Below are 19280 nucleotides of genomic sequence, written 5' to 3'. Positions count from 1 at the left end.
TACCCGAGTGCCCGATGGACGCGTCAGCCGGAGGCGAGAGGGTTCCTGTGCGGCTGTCGAGTACAGCTAGCCATTGTGCCACACGCCGTGGGTCGCTCCGGCCGCGGGTGCGCCGCGCCCGGGCATGCCGAAGGGGCACCCGGCGCGGAGGTGGGGTACGCCGGGTGCCGGCCCGTTCCGGCGGTCCGTCTCGACCGGCAGCCACGAGATGCCGGTGCGCGACGTCAGCTCGCGACCGCTCCCACGACCTCGGGGATGCGGAACGGCTTGCCGCAGCCGCCGCAGACGATGGGGGCCTGGGCGAGGACCGAGGGGACCACGCGGACGTTGCGCCCGCAGTCGCAGACCGCCTTGACGCGCACGCCGCCGCCCGAGGAGCCGTGGCGGGCGGCCGGGCCCCGGAAGGTGCGGGAGGTGTCGGAGGAGGTCGCGGCGGTGTGGGCCTTGAGGGCGCGCTGGAGGCGCTCCATCGTCGGGCGGTAGCGGCGCTTCGCCTCGGGCGTGAGCGTGACCAGGGAGAAGCCGCTGCTGGGGTGCGGTTCCTCGGGGTGGTCCAGGCCCAGCTCCTCGGCGATGGCGAGGAATCTGCGGTTGTGGTAGCGGCCGGCACGGGAGGTGTCGCGGACGCCGCGGGCGGCGGCGATGCCATGGACTGCCTCATGGAGCAGTCGCTCGAAGGAGAGCTCGTGACCGCACGCGGACGACGACTCCCCGATCAGGGACTCTGGCGCGGCAAGGTCGGGCAGCTCGGGGTGGTACCGCTGAATGTCGGCCCACGCCTGTGCCAGCTCTGCGGCGAGAACAGGTGGTGTCTGTGTCGTGCTCACGTAATGACAACGAGCCGGGGTGCCCCGGTGTTCCGATTCCGGGCCATCCCAAATAATTTGCACGTACCCGTCAGTTGCCTCTGATGCGTCCCGACGAGGGCGCGTGCGCTGATCTGTGGAGAAGCCTCGCAGCTCACCACAAGGTGGTGCGTAGCAACGCGTACGCCCCGGCGCGTAGGAGATGTCCGCGCGCCGGGGAGCGTGGGGTCCGCGAGGACGCAAGAGGCGTTTCGGTCGCCTTGGGTCCCCCGCGGCCGCTGCGTCGCGCTTCAGTAAGCGCGTGCGACGACCGCGACGTTACCGGGTGCGTCACCGTCGTCGGGCACCGACCCGTCCTCGGCGACCAGACACCGCACGGTCACCGCGTGCTCGGCGAGCGCCGCCTCGCCCTCCTCGCCGAGGACCGCCCACGGGATGCGCGCCCAGCCGCCGGACGTGGCCGCCTCGACGGCCTCCTCGATCGTCGTCACGTCGGCCGTCCGGGACTGGCGGCGCTCGCGGGACTGCGTCAGCAGCAGCTCCTGGTCCTCCTCCAGGACCTTCGGGAGCAGCTGGGCCAGGTCGTCCAGCGAGACCGGCGCCTTGCCCCCGGGGATGCGGCGGGCCAGCATCGCGGTGCCGTTCTCCAGGTCGCGCGGGCCGATCTCGATGCGCACGGGCCCGCCCTTCAGCTCCCAGTCGACGGCACGCCGGCCGAAGGGGGTGTCGGTGCGGTCGTCGACGTGCACGCGCACCCCGGCCGCCCGCAGCCGCTCGCCGACCTCGCGGACCTTGGCCAGAACCGGCTCGTCGCCCTTGATCGCGAGCACGACGGCCTGGATCTGCGCCAGCCGGGGCGGCACGCGCAGGCCGTCGTCGTCGCCGTGCATCATCACCAGGGCGCCGATCATGCGCGTGGTGGAGCCCCAGGAGGTCTGCCAGACCAGCTCCTGGCTGCCGTCCTTCGACAGGTAGCGCGTCTGGAACGCCTTGGCGAAGTTCTGGCCCAGTTCATGGCTCGTGGCCATCTGCAGGGCCTTGCCGTCGCCCATCATGCCTTCCAGCGTGAGGGTGTTGACGGCCCCCGCGAAACGCTCCCTGGCCGTCTTGCGGCCGGGGACGACGTCCATCGCGAGGACGTTCACCATGAAGTCCTCGTAGACCTGCCGGTGGATGCGCGCGGCGAAGTCGCGGGCCTCCTCGTACGTGGCGTGCGCGGTGTGGCCCTCCTGCCAGAGGAACTCGGTCGTGCGCAGGAACAGGCGGGGCCGCAGCTCCCACCGCACGACGTTCGCCCACTGGTTGATGAGCAGCGGCAGGTCGCGGTAGCTCTGCACCCACTTGGAGAAGTACTCGTTGACGATCATCTCCGAGGTGGGGCGGACCACCGCGGGCTCCTCCAGCTCCTTGCCGCCGCCGTGCGTGACCACGGCCAGTTCGGGCGCGAAGCCCTCGACGTGGTCGGCTTCCCTCGTGAGGTACGACTGCGGGATCAGCAGCGGGAAGTACGCGTTCTGGGTGCCGGTGGCCTTGATGCGGGCGTCCATCTCCGCCTGCATCCGCTCCCACAGCCCGTACCCGTACGGTCGGATGACCATGGTGCCGCGCACCGGCCCGTTGTCGGCGAGCTCCGCCTTGGTGATCAGGTCCTGGTACCAGCGCGGGAAGTCCTCCGCGCGGGGCGTGAGTACGGGTGCCTTGGCCATGGCGCGATGGTACGGGCCGAGGTTGCCGGAATGTGAAATCTCGCCACCGGCACATGACATCTCACAAGCCCTGCCGCATTCCACTGGACGACGGGTCGGAGGGGGAGTTTCCTGGCATACGGGGGTAGTGCGAGCGCACTGTCACGGGGGCCATGGAAGCGGCAAGAGGCAACTCTCGGCGGATTGGGGCGCTTACTTATGACACCTACGCTCGTGCGGCAGCACCTGCCTCACGCGGGGGCCGCACCCCGCGTGGATCTGCGTGCACGCGCGCGTGACTGGTCCGAGATCCAGGAGCGGATGCTCGTGCCGCTCTACGAGGCCGTCTACGAGCGACTGGACGTGGGTCCCGCCACGCGGCTGCTCGGCCTCGGCTGCGGTTCCGGACTCGCCCTGCTGATGGCCGCCGCCCGGGGAGCGGCGGTCACCGGTGTCGACGCATCCCCCGAAAGAGTGGCGCTCGCGCGCGAGCGGCTGCTGCCCGGGGCGTCCGGCGCCGGCTCGCGTCCGGACACCCGGCTGGTGGACGGCTCGCCCGGGGACACCGCGGAGCCGGGCGCCGCCGCCTACACCCTGGTGACGGCCTTCGAGCCGATCGGGTGCCTGGCGGGCGACTCGGAGGGGCTGGGCGGGCTGCTCGCGGAGGCGACACCGCTCGCCGAGCGTGGGGCGGCCGTGGTGCTGGCCGGCTGGGGTCCGCCGGAGCGGTGCGCCACGACGTCCGTGCTGCGGGTGGCCTCGAAGCTGACGGAACCGCTGCGCACCTCGGGCAGCTGGCGCCCCGCGCTGCGCGACGACCTGGAGGACGTCGCCCGGCGGGCCGGGCTCAGGCCGGACGGCTCGGGCCGGGTGGCCTGCCCCTTCGGTTACGCCGACGTGGACAGCGCGGTACGCGGCCTGAAGTCGACGGGTCTGTTCGACGCGGCGATGCGGGAGACGGACCAGGTGCAGGTGGACAAGGAGCTGACCGAGGCCCTGCATCCGCACCAGCGCCGGGACGGCACGGTGTGGATGCCGAACGTGTTCCGGTACCTGATCGCCCGGACGCCGTGACGCGCGGCGCCTGACACGACCGAGAGGGCGCCTCTTCCGGGAAGAGGCGCCCTCGGTGTCGTACGGGACGGGTCGTCAGCCCATGAACTTCTTGAACTCGTCGGGGAGTTCGAAGTCCTTGCCCTGCTGGGGCAGGCCGAAGGCGCCGCCGCCCTCGGCGGCGGCCGCGCGGCGGGCGGCGGCCTCCTGCTCCTGCTGCTTGCGCTTCATCGGGTTGCCGGAGCGCTGCTTGCCCTTGGCCTGCTTCTGCTTCTTCTTCGCCCGGCCGGGGCCGCCGCCCATGCCCGGCATCCCGGGCATCCCCGGCATGCCGCCCTGGGCCATGCGGGACATCATCTTGCGCGCCTCGAAGAACCGCTCGACCAGGTTCTTCACGGCGCTGACCTCGACGCCGGAACCCCGGGCGATGCGGGCGCGGCGCGAGCCGTTGATGATCGTCGGGTCCTGGCGCTCGGCCGGGGTCATCGACTTGATGATGGCGGCCGTGCGGTCGACGTCCCGCTCGTCGAGGTTCTGGATCTGGTCCTTCATCTGGCCCATGCCCGGCAGCATGCCGAGCAGCTTGGAGATGGAGCCCATCTTGCGGACCTGCTCCATCTGGGCCAGGAAGTCGTCCAGGGTGAAGTCCTGGCCCTTCTTGGACGCCAGCTTGGAGGCCATCTTCTCGGCCTCTTCCTGGCTGAACGTCTTCTCCGCCTGCTCGATCAGGGTGAGCAGGTCACCCATGTCGAGGATGCGGGAGGCCATCCGGTCCGGGTGGAAGGCGTCGAAGTCGTCGAGCTTCTCGCCGTTGGAGGCGAACATGATCGGCTTGCCGGTGATCTGCCGGATCGACAGGGCGGCACCACCGCGGGCGTCGCCGTCGAGCTTGGAGAGCACCACGCCGTCGAAGCCGACGCCGTCGCGGAATGCCTCGGCGGTGTTGACCGCGTCCTGGCCGATCATCGCGTCGACGACGAACAGGATCTCGTCCGGGGAGACGGCGTCGCGGATGTCCGCGGCCTGCCGCATCATCTCCTGGTCGATGCCGAGCCGGCCGGCGGTGTCCACGATCACGATGTCGTGGACCTTGGACTTGGCGAAGTCGATGGAGTCCTTGGCCACCTTGACCGGGTCGCCCACGCCGTTGCCCGGCTCCGGGGCGTAGACCGCGACACCGGCGCGCTCGGCGACCACGCTGAGCTGGTTCACGGCGTTGGGGCGCTGCAGGTCGCAGGCGACGAGCAGCGGCGAGTGGCCCTGCTCCTTCAGCCAGCGGCCGAGCTTGCCCGCCAGGGTGGTCTTACCGGCACCCTGCAGACCCGCCAGCATGATCACGGTGGGCGGCTGCTTGGCGAAGCGCAGGCGCCGGGTCTCGCCGCCGAGGATGGTGACCAGTTCCTCGTTGACGATCTTCAGGACCTGCTGGGCCGGGTTGAGCGCGCGGGAGACCTCGGCGCCGAGGGCGCGCTCCTTGACGTTCTTGATGAACGCCCGGACGACCGGGAGCGCCACGTCCGCCTCGAGCAGCGCGATGCGGATCTCGCGCGCCGTGGCGTCGATGTCCGCCTCGGAGAGCCGTCCCTTGCCGCGCAGGTTCTTGAAGGTCGCTGAGAGGCGATCGGAAAGAGTATCGAACACGGCGCTCGCGGTCCTCGGGGTCGGAGACGGTCTGGGGAATCGCCCTCCAGGGTATCCCGGCGTGACAAGTCGCCGGGTCGGCCTCACCCCCGCAGTGTCTCCTCCAGCTTCCGCGCCACCGACTCGGCCTCGTCACCGGGCAGCGGCGCGCCCTCGGGTCCGGTCACGTAGAAGGCGTCGACGGCGTTGGCGCCCAGGGTCGAGACGTGGGCGCTGCGCACCCGCACGCTCGCGTCCTCCAGGGCGCGGCCGATGCGGAACAGCAGGCCCGGGGCGTCCTGGGAGCGGACCTCGATGACCGTGGCCAGCCGGGAGGCGGCCGGGTGGACCGACACCCTCGGCGGGGGCGCGACCACGCCCCGGCGGCGCGGATAGGCCGCGTCCCGCTCGGCGAGGCGCGCGGCGATGTCCAGCGAGCCGTCCAGGGCCCGGACCAGGTCCGCGCGCAGCCGGGCGGCCTGCGGCAGCGAGCCGTACTCGGCGGCGACCCGCCAGGCCAGCAGCAGCACGGACCCGTCGACCCCGTCGGGGAGGTCCAGCGACCGCAGCTCGGCGGTCCGTACGGTCAGCCGGTGCACGGCGAGGACACCGGCCACCGCGGGCAGCACCCCCGGCTGGTCGGGGACGGCGATGAGCAGCTCCACGCCGAGCGGCTCGGGGTCGCCGGACGGCTCCTGCCCGGCGGGCGGCTCGGTCTGGGCCCGCAGGGCGAGGACCGGGCTGCCGGTCGCGGCGGCCTCCAGGGCCAGCCGCTCCTGTTCGGCGGTGGGGGCGGCGTCCTCGGGGTCGGCCGGGGCGTCCCCGGCGAGCACGGCCGAGACCCGGTCGACCAGGTCGGTGACGAGAGCAGCCCGCCAGGACGACCAGGCGGCCGGGCCGGTGGCCAGGGCGTCGGCCTCGGTGAGCGCGTGCAGCAGCTCCAGGGTGCCCGGGGAGCCGACGGCCGCGGCGACCGCGCGCACGGTGGCGGGGTCGTCCAGGTCGCGCCGGGTGGCGGTCTCGACGAGGAGCAGGTGGTGGCGGACGAGGGTGGCGACGACGCTCACGTCGTCGCGGTCGAAGCCGATGCGGGCGGCGACGTCCTTGGCGATGATCTCGCCGGCCACCGAGTGGTCCCCGGGCCAGCCCTTGCCGATGTCGTGCAGCAGCGCGGCGACCAGCAGCAGGTCGGGCCGGCTGACCCGGCGGGTGAACGCGGAGGCGCGCACGGCCGTCTCGATGAGGTGCCGGTCGACGGTCCACAGGTGCACGGCGTTGCGCTGCGGGCGGCAGCGGACCCGCTCCCAGTCGGGCAGCAGCCGGGTGATCAGCCCCTCGGCCTCCAGCGCCTCCCAGACCTCCACGGTGGGGCGGCCGGAGCCGAGCAGGGTGACGAGCTGTTCGCGTGCCTCGGCGGGCCAGGGCGTGGGCAGCGGGCGCACGGTGGCCGCCAGGCGCCGCACGGCGTGCAGGGAAAGGGGGAGTCCGGCCTGGGCGGCGGCGGCCGCGGCGCGCAGCGGCAGGACCGGGTCGCGCTCGGGGCGGGCCGCGCGGGCGAGCACCACCTCGCCGTCCTGCTCCACGACGCCCTCGGCCAGCGGGGAGCGCTCGGCGGCGGGTTTCCCGCCGCCGAGCATGGCGCGCAGCCGGGGCCGCACGGCCCGCGACCGCAGTACCCGCCCCACCTCGCGCCAGGTGACGTCGCTGGCGTACGACACGAGCCGCGCGGCCTCGTACACCTGCCGCAGCAGGGTGTCCGCGTCGAGCAGGCCGAGCTCGGCGGCCACCTGGTCCTGCTCCTGGAGGGCGAGCCGGTCGGTGGCGCGTCCGGTGGCCAGGTGCAGGGCGTCCCGGACGTCGAGGAGGCGGCGCCGGGCGTCGGCGAGGCCCTCGCGCGGGGCGTCGGCGAGCCAGGAGGCGGCGACGGCGCGCAGCGCGGTGGCGTCGCGCAGTCCGCCGCGGGCCTCCTTCAGGTCGGGCTCCAGCAGGTACTGCAGCTCGCCCTGCCGTTCGGCGCGTTCGGCGCACAGTTCCTGCAGTTCGGGCAGGCGCTTGGGTGCCTGGTTGCGCCAGTCGGCGAGGACGGCGGTGCGCAGGGACGCGGTGAGGCCGAGGTCGCCGGCGATGTGCCGGGCGTCCAGCAGGCCGAGCTGCACCTTGAGGTCCTCGCCGGCGGTCCTGCGGGCCTCGGCGGGGGTGCGCACGGAGTGGTCGAGGTCCAGGCCGAGGTCCCAGACGGGGTACCAGAGCCGGTCGGCGAGGGCGGCGACGGCCTTGGTGTCGCCGCCGTCGTGCAGCAGGAGCAGGTCGAGGTCGCTGCGCGGGGACAGCTCGCCGCGTCCGTAGCCGCCGACGGCGACCAGGGAGGCGCCGCGCAGGTCCCCGGCGCCCGCGGTGAACAGGCCCGCGAGCCAGTCGTCCGTCAGTTCGGCCAGGGCCGCACGGCGCGGCGGCCCGGACCGCGTCTCCTCGGTGAGGAGGCGCAGCCGGGCCGCCGCGTAGCCGCCGGGTCCCGAGTCCTCTGCTTCGTTGCGCACGTCCGTACCCGTCACCCGGCGACTCCTGTTCTGTTTTCCTGCCTCAGAGCGCGTCGGGGCCGCGCTCGCCGGTGCGGACCCGTACGGCCGTCTCGACCGGGATGGACCAGACCTTGCCGTCACCGATCTTGCCGGTGCGGGCCGCCTTGACCACGACGTCGATCAGCTGCTCGGCGTCGTCGTCCTCGACCAGCACCTCGATGCGGATCTTGGGGACGAGGTCGACGGTGTACTCGGCGCCCCGGTAGACCTCGGTGTGGCCCCGCTGCCGACCGTAGCCGCTGGCCTCGGTGACCGTCAGTCCGTGTACTCCGAAGGCCTGCAGGGCCTCCTTGATCTCGTCGAGCCGGTGCGGCTTGACGACGGCGGTGATGAGCTTCATGCGTCCACCTTCTTGCTCTGGGCTCCGGCCACGGCGGCCGCGACGGCGGCGGTCTTGGCGGCACCGCCACCGGCGCCGCTGAAGTCGTATGCGGTCTCGGCGTGCTCGGCCTGGTCGATGCCGGCGATCTCGTCGTCCTCGGTGACCCGCATGCCGATGGTCCGGTCGAGGATGAAGGCGAGGATGGCGGAGACGATCAGAGAGTAGGCGAGGACCGCGAAGACACCGGCGCACTGCTTCCAGAACTGGGTCAGGCCGCCGCCGTAGAAGAGGCCCTCGACCTCGGACTGGCCCTTGCCGCTGGCGAAGAAGCCGATCAGCAGGGAGCCGACGACACCGCCGACCAGGTGGACGCCGACGACGTCGAGCGAGTCGTCGTAGCCGAACTTGTACTTCAGGCCGACGGCCATGGCGCACAGGACACCGGCGATGGCGCCGACGGCGATCGCGCCCAGCGGGGTGACCGCGCCACCGGCGGGGGTGATGGCGACCAGGCCCGCGACCGCGCCGGAGGCGGCGCCCAGCGTGGTGAACGCGCCGTGGCGGATCTTCTCGTAGGCGAGCCAGGCCAGCATGGCGGCGGCGGTGGCGATCTGCGTGTTGACGAACATCAGCGCGCCCACGCCGTCGTCGTTGCCGAGCCAGGAGCCGGCGTTGAAGCCGAACCAGCCGAACCACAGCAGACCGGCACCGAGCATGACCAGCGGCAGGCTGTGCGGGCGCATCGGGTCCTTCTTGAAGCCGACGCGCTTGCCGATGACCAGGATCACGCCGAGCGCGGCGGCACCGGCGTTGATGTGCACGGCCGTACCGCCGGCGAAGTCGATGACGCCGAGCTCGAAGGCCCAGCCGCCGGCGCCCCAGACCCAGTGCGCGACCGGGAAGTAGACGACGGTGGCCCACAGGGTGATGAACAGGGCCCAGGCGCTGAACTTCACGCGGTCCGCGAGGGCGCCGCTGATCAGGGCCGGGGTGATGATCGCGAACATCAGCTGGAAGACCAGGAAGACGAACACCGGGATGGTGTAGCCGTCCCACAGCTCGGTCAGGCCGATGTTGCCCAGGCCCACCCAGTCGGAGTTCCAGCCGATGAGGCTGCCGGAGTCGGTGCCGAACGCCATGGAGAAGCCGTACAGCACCCACAGGACGGTGACGATCCCGAGGCTGATGAAGCTCATCATCAGCATGTTCAGGGTGCTCTTGACGCGGACCATGCCTCCGTAGAAGAAGGCCAGGCCCGGGGTCATGAGCATCACCAGGGCGGAACAGATGAGCATGAACCCTGTGTTGGCGGCAGACAGCTTGGGCGCTTCTGCGGCAAGGGTGATGGCTGGTGCCATCGGCGTCTCCTCGTCGTTGGTACGGCCCCGTGCGGGCGAAGCCTGGAGCGGAGTGAGGGGGTGGGCCGGTTATGCGCCACGAGATTGGCGCAGCGCGGTTTCGGTGGAGGCCCCTCGTTGTTTCGCGACCGTGACGAAGGCGCGTGCTGTGTTACGCGTCGATGAACTGCCGGAGAGCGGCTGCGCCGATCGTTATCGTGGCGCAACCTTCGCCGCGCGTGGCCTTGCGGGCACACAGGGCGGGCACACAGGCCGGCCGCGGTCGGCCTTCCGATGACCTGGCTGGGGGAGCCGAGTCGGGCAGTTCGGGAGGGCCGGCCGCGGCCGGGGTTCGGGGGTCTGTGAGGCGGGTCAGACCGCCTCGGCGGTCTCGGGCAGTTCGGCGGCGAGCCGCTCGGTCAGGTCGACGACCTCGCCGAGGTCGCCGAAGTCGCGTGCGGCGGTGTCGACGGTCTTGCGGATCCGGGTGTTGACGCGCTCGGAGCGGACCTTCTTGGCGACCTGCATGGCCTCGGCGGCGAAGACCGTGCTCTGCTCGGGCTCGCGCTGCAGGAGGTGCACGGTGGCCATGCCGATCAGGTTCAGCGCATACGACCGCTGGTGCTCGTCGTCCTCGGCGAACAGCTCCACGGCCCGCTTCATCAAGGGCTCGGCCAGCGAGGCGTAGGTGGGGCTGCGGCCGGCGACGTAGGCCAGGTCGCGGAAGGAGTGGGAGTTCTCCCCGAAGAGCTCGGCCTCGGAGAAGAAGCGGATCCAGTCGGGGTCGGGCTCGTCCCACTCGTCGGCCTCGGCGAAGGTGTCCTCGGCCATCCGCACCGCCCGCTTGCACTTGCCGGGCTGGCCCATGTTGGCGTAGGCCCGGGCCTCCATCGCATACAGCATCGACTGGGTGCGCGGGCTCGCGCAGTCCCGGCTGCCGTACTGCGCGAGGTGGATCAGCTCCAGCGCGTCCTCGGGCCGGCCGAGGTGGATCATCTGGCGGCTCATGCTGGACAGCACGTACGAGCCGAGGGGCCGGTCACCTGCCTCCTTGGCCGCGTGCAGCGCGAGCACGAAGTACTTCTGCGCGGTCGGCTGCAGCCCGATGTCGTACGACATCCAGCCGGCCAGCTCGGCGAGCTCGGCGGCGACCTTGAACAGGCGCCGGGTGGTGGCCTCCGGCTGGGGTTCCTGGAGCAGGTCGGTCACCTCGTGCAGCTGGCCGACGACGGCCTTGCGGCGCAGCCCGCCGCCGCACTGGGCGTCCCACTGGCGGAACATCACCGTCGTGGACTCCAGCAGGTCCAGCTCCGGCTTCGACAGCCGGCCGCGGGAGCGGCCCGCGGCGGCCGCCGGCTCGGGCTCGGACCGCGGGCCCGGGGGCGAGGGCACGAGCCAGCGCTGCATGGGCTCGATGAGGGCCGGGCCCGCGGACAGGACCAGCGAGCTCCCGAGGAAGCCGCGCCGCGCCAGCATCAGGTCGCTGCGCGAGAACTCGCTGAGCAGGGCCACCGTCTGCGGGCCCGTCCACGGCAGGTCGACGCCGGTCGCGGAGGGTGACTGGCGCGCGGTGCGCAGCCCCAGGTCCTCGACGGAGACGACGACGCCGAAGCGCTCCGAGAACAGCTCGGAGAGGATCCTCGGGATCGGCTCGCGCGGGTTCTCGCCGTCGAGCCAGCGGCGCACCCGGGAGGTGTCCGTGGAGATGTGGTTGGCGCCGAGCTGGCGGGCTCTGCGGTTGACCTGCCGGGCCAGCTCGCCCTTGGACCAGCCGCTGCGCACGAACCAGGAGGTGAGCAGCTCGTTGGGGCGCTTGTCAGTGGGCGTCGCGTGTGCAGCGTTCGTCGCGCTTCCGCCGTTGCCGCTCACTGGAACGCCCCCATCCCTGAGACCACTTGTCGCCGAGTGCGCCAAGCCCTATCAGCATGCCGGTTCGTACGGCCGTCCGTCCGGTCCTTGTCACCCTTCGAACGGAAAGGCGACTTGCCTCCGGCATACCCGCGTGTGCATGTGCCCCCAGGCCTCGTGCACACAAAGTAATCCTACGATCACCCGTCCAGCCACGGCTCACACGCAAACGCCACCATTCGCCACCCCTTCGAATGAACTCACGTACGGCTACGCGCGATTCACTTGACACAGCACACCCAGGAGCGGGTGCAGCGATGCACTCAGGGGCGCGCGTCGTCGGGCACACCACCCTGGGACCTTCCTGGCGCGGAGTGAACCGTCCGCCACCGGGAAGCCGGAAACGGAGAGTCACGTATCGCGTCCGCTGCGTAACCACCGGTGCGCCGGACCCGTTGGAGGGGGTATGGGCTTCACGATCGGCATCAGCCGGGGCATGCGCGACATCCGGTCCGGCTCGCGCCGCCGCAGCCGCTCATCGGACGGCACGGCCGTGGCGGAGTACACCGGGCTGTGGGGCTGGGACGTGGTGCCGGGGGCCCGCGCGTCGGCGGGCGCGTGCTCCTGCGGCCGCCGCGACTGCCCGGCTCCGGGCGCGCATCCGCTGGACTTCGCCGCGGTGATCCCCGCCGGGGCGACGCTCGACGACGTGACGGAGGCGTGGGGCGAGTTCCCGGGCGCCTCGGTCATGCTGCCGGTCGGCCGGGCCTTCGACGTCATCGAGGTGGCCGAGCCGGCCGGGTGCCGCGCCCTGGCCCGGCTGGAGCGCATGGGCCTGCCCGTCGGCCCGGTCGCCGCCACCCCGGACGGCCGCGCCCAGTTCCTCGTCGCCCCCGGCGCCGCCGCCGACCTGCCCGGGCTGCTCTACCGCATGGGCTGGGACGACCCGGACGCGCTCGACCTGCGCGGCCTCGGCCCCGGCACGCACATCACGGCACCGCCCTCGGACCGCGGCGGTCTCGGCCCGGTCCGCTGGCTGCGCTCCCCCGCCCTGGACTCGGCCTCCCGGCCACCGGAGGCCCGCCTGGTGCTGGGCACGCTGGCGTACGTGGCCCACCGCTCCCGGGCGTAGCCGCGGCCAGGACACAGAGCGAAGCGCCCGTCCCCGACTGCACCTCGGGGGCGGGCGCTTCTCGCGCGCATACGGTTCTTCGCAGGTCGTGCCGCGGCGGGTGCCGGGCTCACTCCCCGATAAGGGCGTCAACGAACGCCTCCGGCTCGAACGGCGCGAGGTCGTCCGCGCCCTCTCCGAGCCCGATGAGCTTGACCGGGACGCCCAGCTCGCGCTGGACCGCGACCACGATGCCGCCCTTGGCCGTGCCGTCCAGCTTGGTGAGCACGATGCCGGTGATGTTCACGACCTCGGAGAAGACCCGGGCCTGGACGAGGCCGTTCTGGCCGGTGGTGGCGTCGAGGACGAGCAGCACCTCGTCGACCGGGGCGTGCTTCTCGACGACCCGCTTGACCTTGCCGAGCTCGTCCATCAGGCCGGTCTTGGTGTGCAGCCGGCCGGCGGTGTCGATGAGCACGACGTTCGCGCCCATCTCCTTGCCCTCCTTGACCGCGTCGAAGGCCACGGAGGCCGGGTCGCCGCCCTCCGGTCCGCGCACGGTGTGGGCACCGACGCGCTCGCCCCAGGTCTGGAGCTGGTCGGCGGCGGCGGCCCGGAAGGTGTCGGCGGCGCCGAGCACCACGCTCTGGCCGTCGGCGACCAGGACGCGGGCGAGCTTGCCGGTGGTGGTGGTCTTGCCGGTGCCGTTGACGCCGACGACCATCACGATGCCCGGCTTGCGGTCCTCCGGTTCGGTCTTGACCGCGCGGTCCATGTCGCGGCCGACCAGGGTGAGCAGTTCCTCGCGGAGCAGGGTGCGCAGTTCCTCGGGGGTGCGGGTGCCGAGCACCCGCACGCGCTCGCGCAGCCGCTCCACCAGTTCCTGGGTGGGCTGCACGCCGACGTCGGCGGTGAGCAGCGTGTCCTCGATCTCCTCCCAGGTGTCCTCGTCGAGGTGCTCGCGGGACAGCAGGGTCAGCAGGCCCTGGCCCAGGGCGTTCTGCGAGCGGGACAGACGGGCCCGCAGCCGGACCAGGCGGCCCGCGGTGGGCTCCGGGATCTCGATCCCGGGAGCCTCGGCGGGCGGCTCCTCGACGACGACCGGAGCCGAGCCGTCCGGGAGATCCACCTCCTCTATCGTGCGCCGCGGTTCCTCCCGCGGCGTCTCGGCCTCGTCGCCGACGTGCGGCTCGGCCGGTGGGGCGGTGATGTCGGGCGCCGCGGGCGGGGGCGGCGGCAGCTGCTTCTTGCGCCGGCTGCCGACGATGAGCCCGCCGAGCGCGCCGAGCACGACCACGGCGATGACTACAGCAAGGATGACGATGTCCATAACGCGTCCAGTATCAGTCATGGGACCCCCGGCCACCCCGCTCGCACCGCCCCGAACGGCCGACGCCGCCGGATCTCCCCACCCCCGAATGCCTGACGCGTCGTCAGCCGGCGCCCTCGGCTCCCGCCCGGCGCGGGGAGCCGCCGCCCTGCCCGTCACGGCAGCCGTTCAGCGAGCAGGTGCTGCCGGGCCGCGCAGGGGAAGACGGACCGCCGCCCCGGCTCGGGCAGTGGCCGAACCGGGGCGGCGGCGGGTCACGGGGAGAGGGGCAGCGGGGACTTTGGCCCTCCTCCCCGAGTGCGCGGGACGGGCTCAGCCCATCTCCTCCAGGGACTTGCCCTTGGTCTCGGTGACGAACTTCAGGACGAACGGGATGGAGAGCGCGGCGAAGGCCGTGTAGATCACGTACGTCACGGACAGGTTCCAGTCGGCCAGCGACGGGAAGCTCGCGGTGATGGCCCAGTTGGCGATCCACTGCGCGGCGGCGGCCACACCCAGGGCGGCGGCGCGGATCCGGTTGGGGAACATCTCGCCGAGCATGACCCAGACGACCACGCCCCAGGACAGGGCGAAGAAGAGGACGAAGACGTGCGCGGCGATCAGGGCGATCCAGCCCTGCGCGGCGGGCAGCTTGCCGTCGACCAGGTGGTGGGAGAACGCCCAGGCCTCCAGCGCGAGGCCGACGACCATGCCGATCGAACCGATGATCGCCAGCGGCTTGCGGCCGACCCGGTCGACGAAGATCATCGCGATGACGGTGCCGACGATGTTGATGATCGACGTGGTGAAGGAGTAGAAGAACGAGTCCGTCGGGTCGACACCGACCGACTGCCACAGCGTCGAGGAGTAGTAGAACGCGACGTTGATGCCGACGAACTGCTGGAAGACCGACAGGCCGATGCCGATCCAGACGATCGGCTTGAAGAAGAAGCTGCCGCCGAGCAGGTCCTTGAAGCTGGAGCGGTGCTCGCTCTTCATGGCGCCCTCGATCTCGGCGACACGGGCGTCCAGGTCGACGTCCTTGCCCTCGACCTCGGCGAGGATCTGCCGGGCGCGCTCGTGCTTGCCGACGGAGATGAGGAAGCGCGGGGACTCGGGGATGGCGAAGGAGAGCAGGCCGTACAGGACGGCCGGGACGACCATGACGCCGAGCATGACCTGCCAGGCCTCCAGGCCCATCAGCTTGCCGCGCTGGTCGCCGTCTGCGGCGTTGAGCAGACCCCAGTTGACCAGCTGCGACACGGCGATGCCGATGACGATGGCGGCCTGCTGGAAGGAGCCGAGCCGGCCGCGGTAGGCGGGCGGGGCGACCTCGGCGATGTAGGCCGGGCCGATCACGGAGGCCATGCCGATGGCGAAGCCGCCGACGACGCGCCAGAAGGCGAGGTCCCACAGGGCGAAGGGGAGCGCGGAGCCGACGGCGCTGACGGTGAAGAGCGCGGCGGCGATCTGCATGCACCGGATGCGGCCGATGCGGTCGGCTATGCGTCCGGCGGTCGCGGCGCCGATGGCGCAGCCGATCAGGGCGATGGCGATGACCTGGGCCAGGGCCGCGGAGCCGACGTCGTAGCGGTCACGGATGGCCTCGACGGCGCCGTTGATCACGGAGCTGTCGTAGCCGAACAGGAATCCGCCCATCGCGGCCGCCGCCGCGATGAAGATGACGTGCCCGAGATGATCGGGGTGAGCCGTCCCGGCTCCTGACTTGGGTGCCTGCGCTGTGCTGGTCACGTGTACTCCTCGGGCCACCGGCAACGCTGCCGGAGGGGGTCAGCCCTTCGAGGTGCCACCTGAAGGTACCTGAAGGTAAAAGGAACGTTGCCGAGACTATGCCTTCAAGTTTCGAAGTCAATAGCTCGGATGCTGTGAATCTGAGGCAGGAGTGTGTCAGGGATGTGTTCAATAATTGAAGCCATGGAGCATCCCAGGTGAGACAGGTGTAGAGCACACCCATCTAGCGGAGGCGCTGTGAGATGACCTTCGACACACCGTCGCCCTGCATGGAGACGCCGTACAGCGCGTCGGCGACCTCCATCGTGCGCTTCTGGTGTGTGATCACGATCAGCTGCGAGGCCTCCTGCAGCTCCTGCATGATCCGGATGAGCCGCTGGAGGTTGGTGTCGTCGAGGGCCGCCTCGACCTCGTCCATGACGTAGAACGGGCTGGGCCGCGCCTTGAAGATCGACACCAGCAGCGCCACGGCCGTCAGCGACCGCTCCCCACCGGACAGCAGCGACAGCCGCTTGACCTTCTTGCCCGGCGGACGGGCCTCGACGTCCACGCCCGTGGTGAGCATGTTGTCGGGATCGGTCAGCACCAGCCGTCCCTCACCACCGGGGAAGAGCCGGCTGAAGACGCCCTCGAACTCCCGGGCGGTGTCCCGGTAGGCCTCGGTGAAGACCTGCTCGACGCGCTCGTCGACCTCCTTGACGACCTGGAGCAGGTCGGCGCGGGTCTTCTTCAGGTCCTCCAGCTGCTCGCTGAGGAACTGGTGGCGCTCCTCCAGCGCCGCGAACTCCTCCAGCGCGAGCGGGTTCACCTTGCCGAGCTGCTGATAGGCACGCTCGGCCGCCTTGAGGCGCTTCTCCTGCTCGGCGCGGACGAACGGCCTGGGCCGGTTGCGCGGGTGCTCGGGGTCCTCCGGCAGCTCCTCGCCCTCGGCGGGGGGCGAGGGCGGCACGAGCTGGTGCGGACCGTACTCCGCGACGAGCCCGGCCGGTTCGACACCCAGCTCCTCCAGCGCCTTGGTCTCCAGCTGCTCGATGCGCAGCCGCTTCTCGGCGCCGAGTACCTCGCCGCGGTGGACCGAATCCGTCAGCTTGTCGAGTTCGGCCTTCAGGTCGCGTCCCTCGGTGCGGGCGCGGGCGAGTTCCTGCTCGCGGCGGGCCTTGGCGGCCTCGGCGGCGGTGCGCTCCGCCTCGGCGCGGGCGAGCGAGACCTCGACGTGCGCGAGGAGCTGCCGGGCACCCGAGCCGACGGCCTGCGCGACCGCCGCCTCGTGCCGCAGCCGGGCCCGGCGCTGTTCGGCACGCGCGCGTGCCTCGCGTTCCGCGCGGGCGGCCCGGTCGAGGGAGTCGGCCCGGCCGGCGAGGCCCTTGACCCGCTCCTCGTGGGTACGGACCTGCAGGCGGGCCTCCATCTCGGTCTGCCGGGCGTTGGCACCGTCGGCGGCGAGCCGGTCCCGCACGGAGGTGTCGGGCTCCTCCTCGATCGGCATCTCCTCGGCGACGGCGAGCCGCTCGGCGAGTTCCTCGACCTCCAGCAGCGCCTTGTCCAGGGCGTCCTGGGCGCGGGCCGCCGCCGCGGTGGCGCGTTCCGCCTCTCCGGTGGCGCCGCGCGCCTGCCCCGCCAGGCGCCCGAGCTGCTGGGCGACGGCGGACTTCTCCCGGTCGGCGGCCCGGCGCCGTTCCCCCAGCTCCTCCACCAGCGCGGCGCACTCGGTGCGGCGCCGGGCGGCCGCGTGCTGGGCCTCGGTCAGCTCCTCGCAGCGGACGGCCAGCTCCTCGAGTTCGGCCGCGGCCTCGTCGACCGAGGCCTGCACCTCGAGGAGGCTGGGGGCGCCGGCGGAGCCGCCGTGGGCGAAGTGGGCGCCGAGCAGATCGCCTTCGGCGGTGACGGCGGTGAGGTCCGGGTGGGCGTAGACGAGGCTTTCCGCGTCTTCGAGGGTGCCGACCACGACGATGCCGTGGAGGAGCCGCCTGACGGCGGGCATGAGGTCCGCGGGACCGCGGACCAGGTCAGCGGCCCAGGTGTGGCGGGCGTCGGCGGCACTGTCGTGGCCGGTCGCGCGGTTCTCCTCGCCCCTGAGGGCGTCATCTCCCGCCAGCAGCAGGGTGGCCCTGCCACCGTCCTGTTTGCGCAGGAGTCGGATCGCGTCGGCCGCGGCTGCCGGGGACGTGACCGCGACGGCGTCCGCCGCCGCCCCGAACGCCGCGGCCAGGGCGGCCTCGTGGCCCTGGGCCACCGTCAGGAGTTCCGCCGCCGGGCCGAGCACACCCAAGAGGCGGTCCTTGGCCGCGAGCAGGGTGCCGGTGCCGTCCTTGCGGCGCAGGCCGAGCGCCAGGGCCTCGTGGCGGGCCTGGGTGGCGGCGCGCCGGCGTTCCGCCGCCGTGGTGGCCTCGCGTGCCGCCGTGAGCGCGGTCTCGGCCTCGGCCAGGCGCTCCTTGGCCGCCTCGTGCCGCTCGGCGAGTTCGGCGTCGCCGGCGTCGAGGCCGTCGACCTCGGCCTGGAGGGCCTCGTACTCCTCCTGCGCGGCGACGGCACGTTCCTGCGCCTCGTCGCGGGCGGCGGCCAGGCGTTCGATCTCGGCCTGGGCGGAGGCCGCGCGGGAGCGGGCGGCGTTGACCTGGCCGCTGAGCCGGGCCAGGCCCTCGCGCCGTTCGGCGATGGCCCGGGCGGCGTCCTTCAGGCGCCGCTCCTCCTGGGCCAGCTCGCGCTCCAGCTCGGCCCGGTGGGCGACCGTGTCCTCCAGGGCGCGCTCGGCGGCTTCCAGGGCCGCCTCCAGTTCGGCCTCCTGCTCGCGGATGCGGGCGGCCTCGCGCTCCATGTCCTCGGGGTCGCGCCCGCGCCGCTCCTCGGGGGGCGCGGAGGTGGCGCTCTTCACGCGCGCGTCGGCCAGCGAGATCGTGCCGCGCACCCGCTCGGCGAGCTGGGAGAGCTCGTACCAGGTCTGCTGGGCCCGCTGCAGGCGGGGCGTGAGCCGCCGGACCTCGTCCTCCAGCTGGGCCTCGCGCTGGTGCGCCCTGCGCAGCTCCTGCTCGGCGGCCTCCTTGCGCTCCTTGAGCGCGGCCTCGTCGGCGACCTCGGCCTGCAGGGCTTCCCGGAGCCGGACGAGATCGTCGGCGAGCAGACGCAGCCGGGCGTCGCGCAGATCGGCCTGGATGACGGCCGCCCGGCGCGCGACGGCGGCCTGGCGGCCCAGCGGCTTGAGCTGGCGGCGCAGCTCGTCGGTGAGGTCCTGCACGCGCGCGAGGTTGGCCTGCATCGCGTCCAGCTTGCGCAGCGCCTTCTCCTTGCGCTTGCGGTGCTTGAGGACGCCGGCCGCCTCCTCGATGAAGGCGCGGCGGCCCATGGGGTCGGCGTGCAGCACGGAGTCGAGCTGGCCCTGCCCGACGATGACGTGCATCTCGCGGCCGATGCCGGAGTCGGAGAGCAGTTCCTGGATGTCGAGGAGCCGGCAGGTGTCGCCGTTGATCTGGTACTCGCTGCCGCCGTTGCGGAACATGATCCGCGTGATGGTGACCTCGGCGTACTCGATGGGCAGGGCCCCGTCGGAGTTGTCGATGGTCAGGGACACCTCGGCGCGGCCCAGGGGCGGACGGCCGGTGGTGCCGGCGAAGATGACGTCCTCCATCTTGCCGCCGCGCAGCGACTTGGCGCCCTGCTCCCCCATGACCCAGCTGAGGGCGTCGACGACGTTGGACTTGCCCGAGCCGTTCGGTCCGACGACGCACGTGATCCCCGGCTCGAACCGGAGGGTGGTCGCCGAGGCGAACGACTTGAACCCGCGGAGGGTCAGGGCCTTGAGGTGCACGCCGCCGGACTCTACCGCCCGGGTTCGTCTCACTCCATGAACCCGCGGTTTCGCCG

At 72.4% G+C, this 19280-nt stretch carries 12 protein-coding genes; 2 read left to right on the top strand and 10 right to left on the bottom strand.

Annotated elements, in window-relative coordinates; translation table 11 throughout:
- Positions 1-224: 224 nt before the first annotated feature.
- Entirely contained in the window at positions 225-827 is a 603-nt protein-coding gene (locus ACIGAN_RS13360; RefSeq protein WP_094055768.1) for a hypothetical protein, read from the bottom strand.
- A 269-nt stretch (positions 828-1096) separates the two neighbouring features.
- Entirely contained in the window at positions 1097-2512 is a 1416-nt protein-coding gene (gene proS, locus ACIGAN_RS13355) for a proline--tRNA ligase (protein WP_399857197.1), read from the bottom strand.
- A 198-nt stretch (positions 2513-2710) separates the two neighbouring features.
- On the opposite strand from proS, the gene ACIGAN_RS13350 reads away from it, so the two are divergent.
- Positions 2711-3565, top strand: coding sequence for a methyltransferase domain-containing protein (locus ACIGAN_RS13350; RefSeq protein WP_399857195.1), 855 nt, complete (start codon positions 2711-2713; stop codon positions 3563-3565).
- A 75-nt stretch (positions 3566-3640) separates the two neighbouring features.
- On the opposite strand, the gene ffh is transcribed toward ACIGAN_RS13350, so the two are convergent.
- The 5 genes from ffh to ACIGAN_RS13325 all read right to left on the bottom strand — a co-directional run bounded on the left by ffh (position 3641) and on the right by ACIGAN_RS13325 (position 11271).
- Entirely contained in the window at positions 3641-5185 is a 1545-nt protein-coding gene (ffh, locus tag ACIGAN_RS13345) for a signal recognition particle protein (protein ID WP_365094399.1), read from the bottom strand.
- 83 nt (positions 5186-5268) lie between these two features.
- Complete coding sequence (locus ACIGAN_RS13340) at positions 5269-7716, bottom strand: [protein-PII] uridylyltransferase (protein ID WP_399857192.1); 2448 nt, start codon at positions 7714-7716, stop codon at positions 5269-5271.
- 28 nt (positions 7717-7744) lie between these two features.
- A complete protein-coding gene (locus ACIGAN_RS13335; protein WP_030231663.1) occupies positions 7745-8083 on the bottom strand; it encodes a P-II family nitrogen regulator in 339 nt (112 codons plus the stop codon).
- On the bottom strand, positions 8080-9423 hold the full coding sequence (locus tag ACIGAN_RS13330; RefSeq protein ID WP_365094405.1) for an ammonium transporter: 1344 nt from the start codon (positions 9421-9423) through the stop codon (positions 8080-8082). Before ACIGAN_RS13330 ends, ACIGAN_RS13335 begins: the two co-directional genes overlap by 4 nt.
- 351 nt (positions 9424-9774) lie before the next feature.
- On the bottom strand, positions 9775-11271 hold the full coding sequence (locus tag ACIGAN_RS13325) for a transcriptional repressor NsdA (RefSeq protein WP_365739305.1): 1497 nt from the start codon (positions 11269-11271) through the stop codon (positions 9775-9777).
- Positions 11272-11716: 445 nt separating this feature from the next.
- Here ACIGAN_RS13325 and ACIGAN_RS13320 point away from each other — a divergent pair, with 445 nt between their 5' ends.
- Positions 11717-12382 (top strand): bifunctional DNA primase/polymerase, encoded by a 666-nt coding sequence (locus ACIGAN_RS13320; protein WP_365094410.1) that lies wholly within the window; start codon positions 11717-11719, stop codon positions 12380-12382.
- A 109-nt stretch (positions 12383-12491) separates the two neighbouring features.
- On the opposite strand, the gene ftsY is transcribed toward ACIGAN_RS13320, so the two are convergent.
- The 3 genes from ftsY to smc form a co-directional block, all read right to left on the bottom strand.
- Positions 12492-13691 carry a signal recognition particle-docking protein FtsY gene (gene ftsY, locus ACIGAN_RS13315; protein ID WP_365739307.1) on the bottom strand — a complete coding sequence of 400 codons (1200 nt, stop codon included), beginning with the start codon at positions 13689-13691 and terminating at the stop codon, positions 12492-12494.
- A gap of 312 nt (positions 13692-14003) precedes the next feature.
- Entirely contained in the window at positions 14004-15422 is a 1419-nt protein-coding gene (locus tag ACIGAN_RS13310) for a sugar porter family MFS transporter (RefSeq protein WP_309097682.1), read from the bottom strand.
- Positions 15423-15645: 223 nt separating this feature from the next.
- Entirely contained in the window at positions 15646-19224 is a 3579-nt protein-coding gene (gene smc, locus ACIGAN_RS13305) for a chromosome segregation protein SMC (protein WP_399857189.1), read from the bottom strand.
- Positions 19225-19280: the final 56 nt, after the last annotated feature.

Source organism: Streptomyces sp. NPDC085931 (assembly GCF_044540565.1).
Taxonomy (GTDB): Bacteria; Actinomycetota; Actinomycetes; order Streptomycetales; family Streptomycetaceae; genus Streptomyces.
The sequence above is the reverse complement of the archived record's forward strand: the minus strand, read 5'-3'. Positions and strand labels throughout refer to the sequence as shown.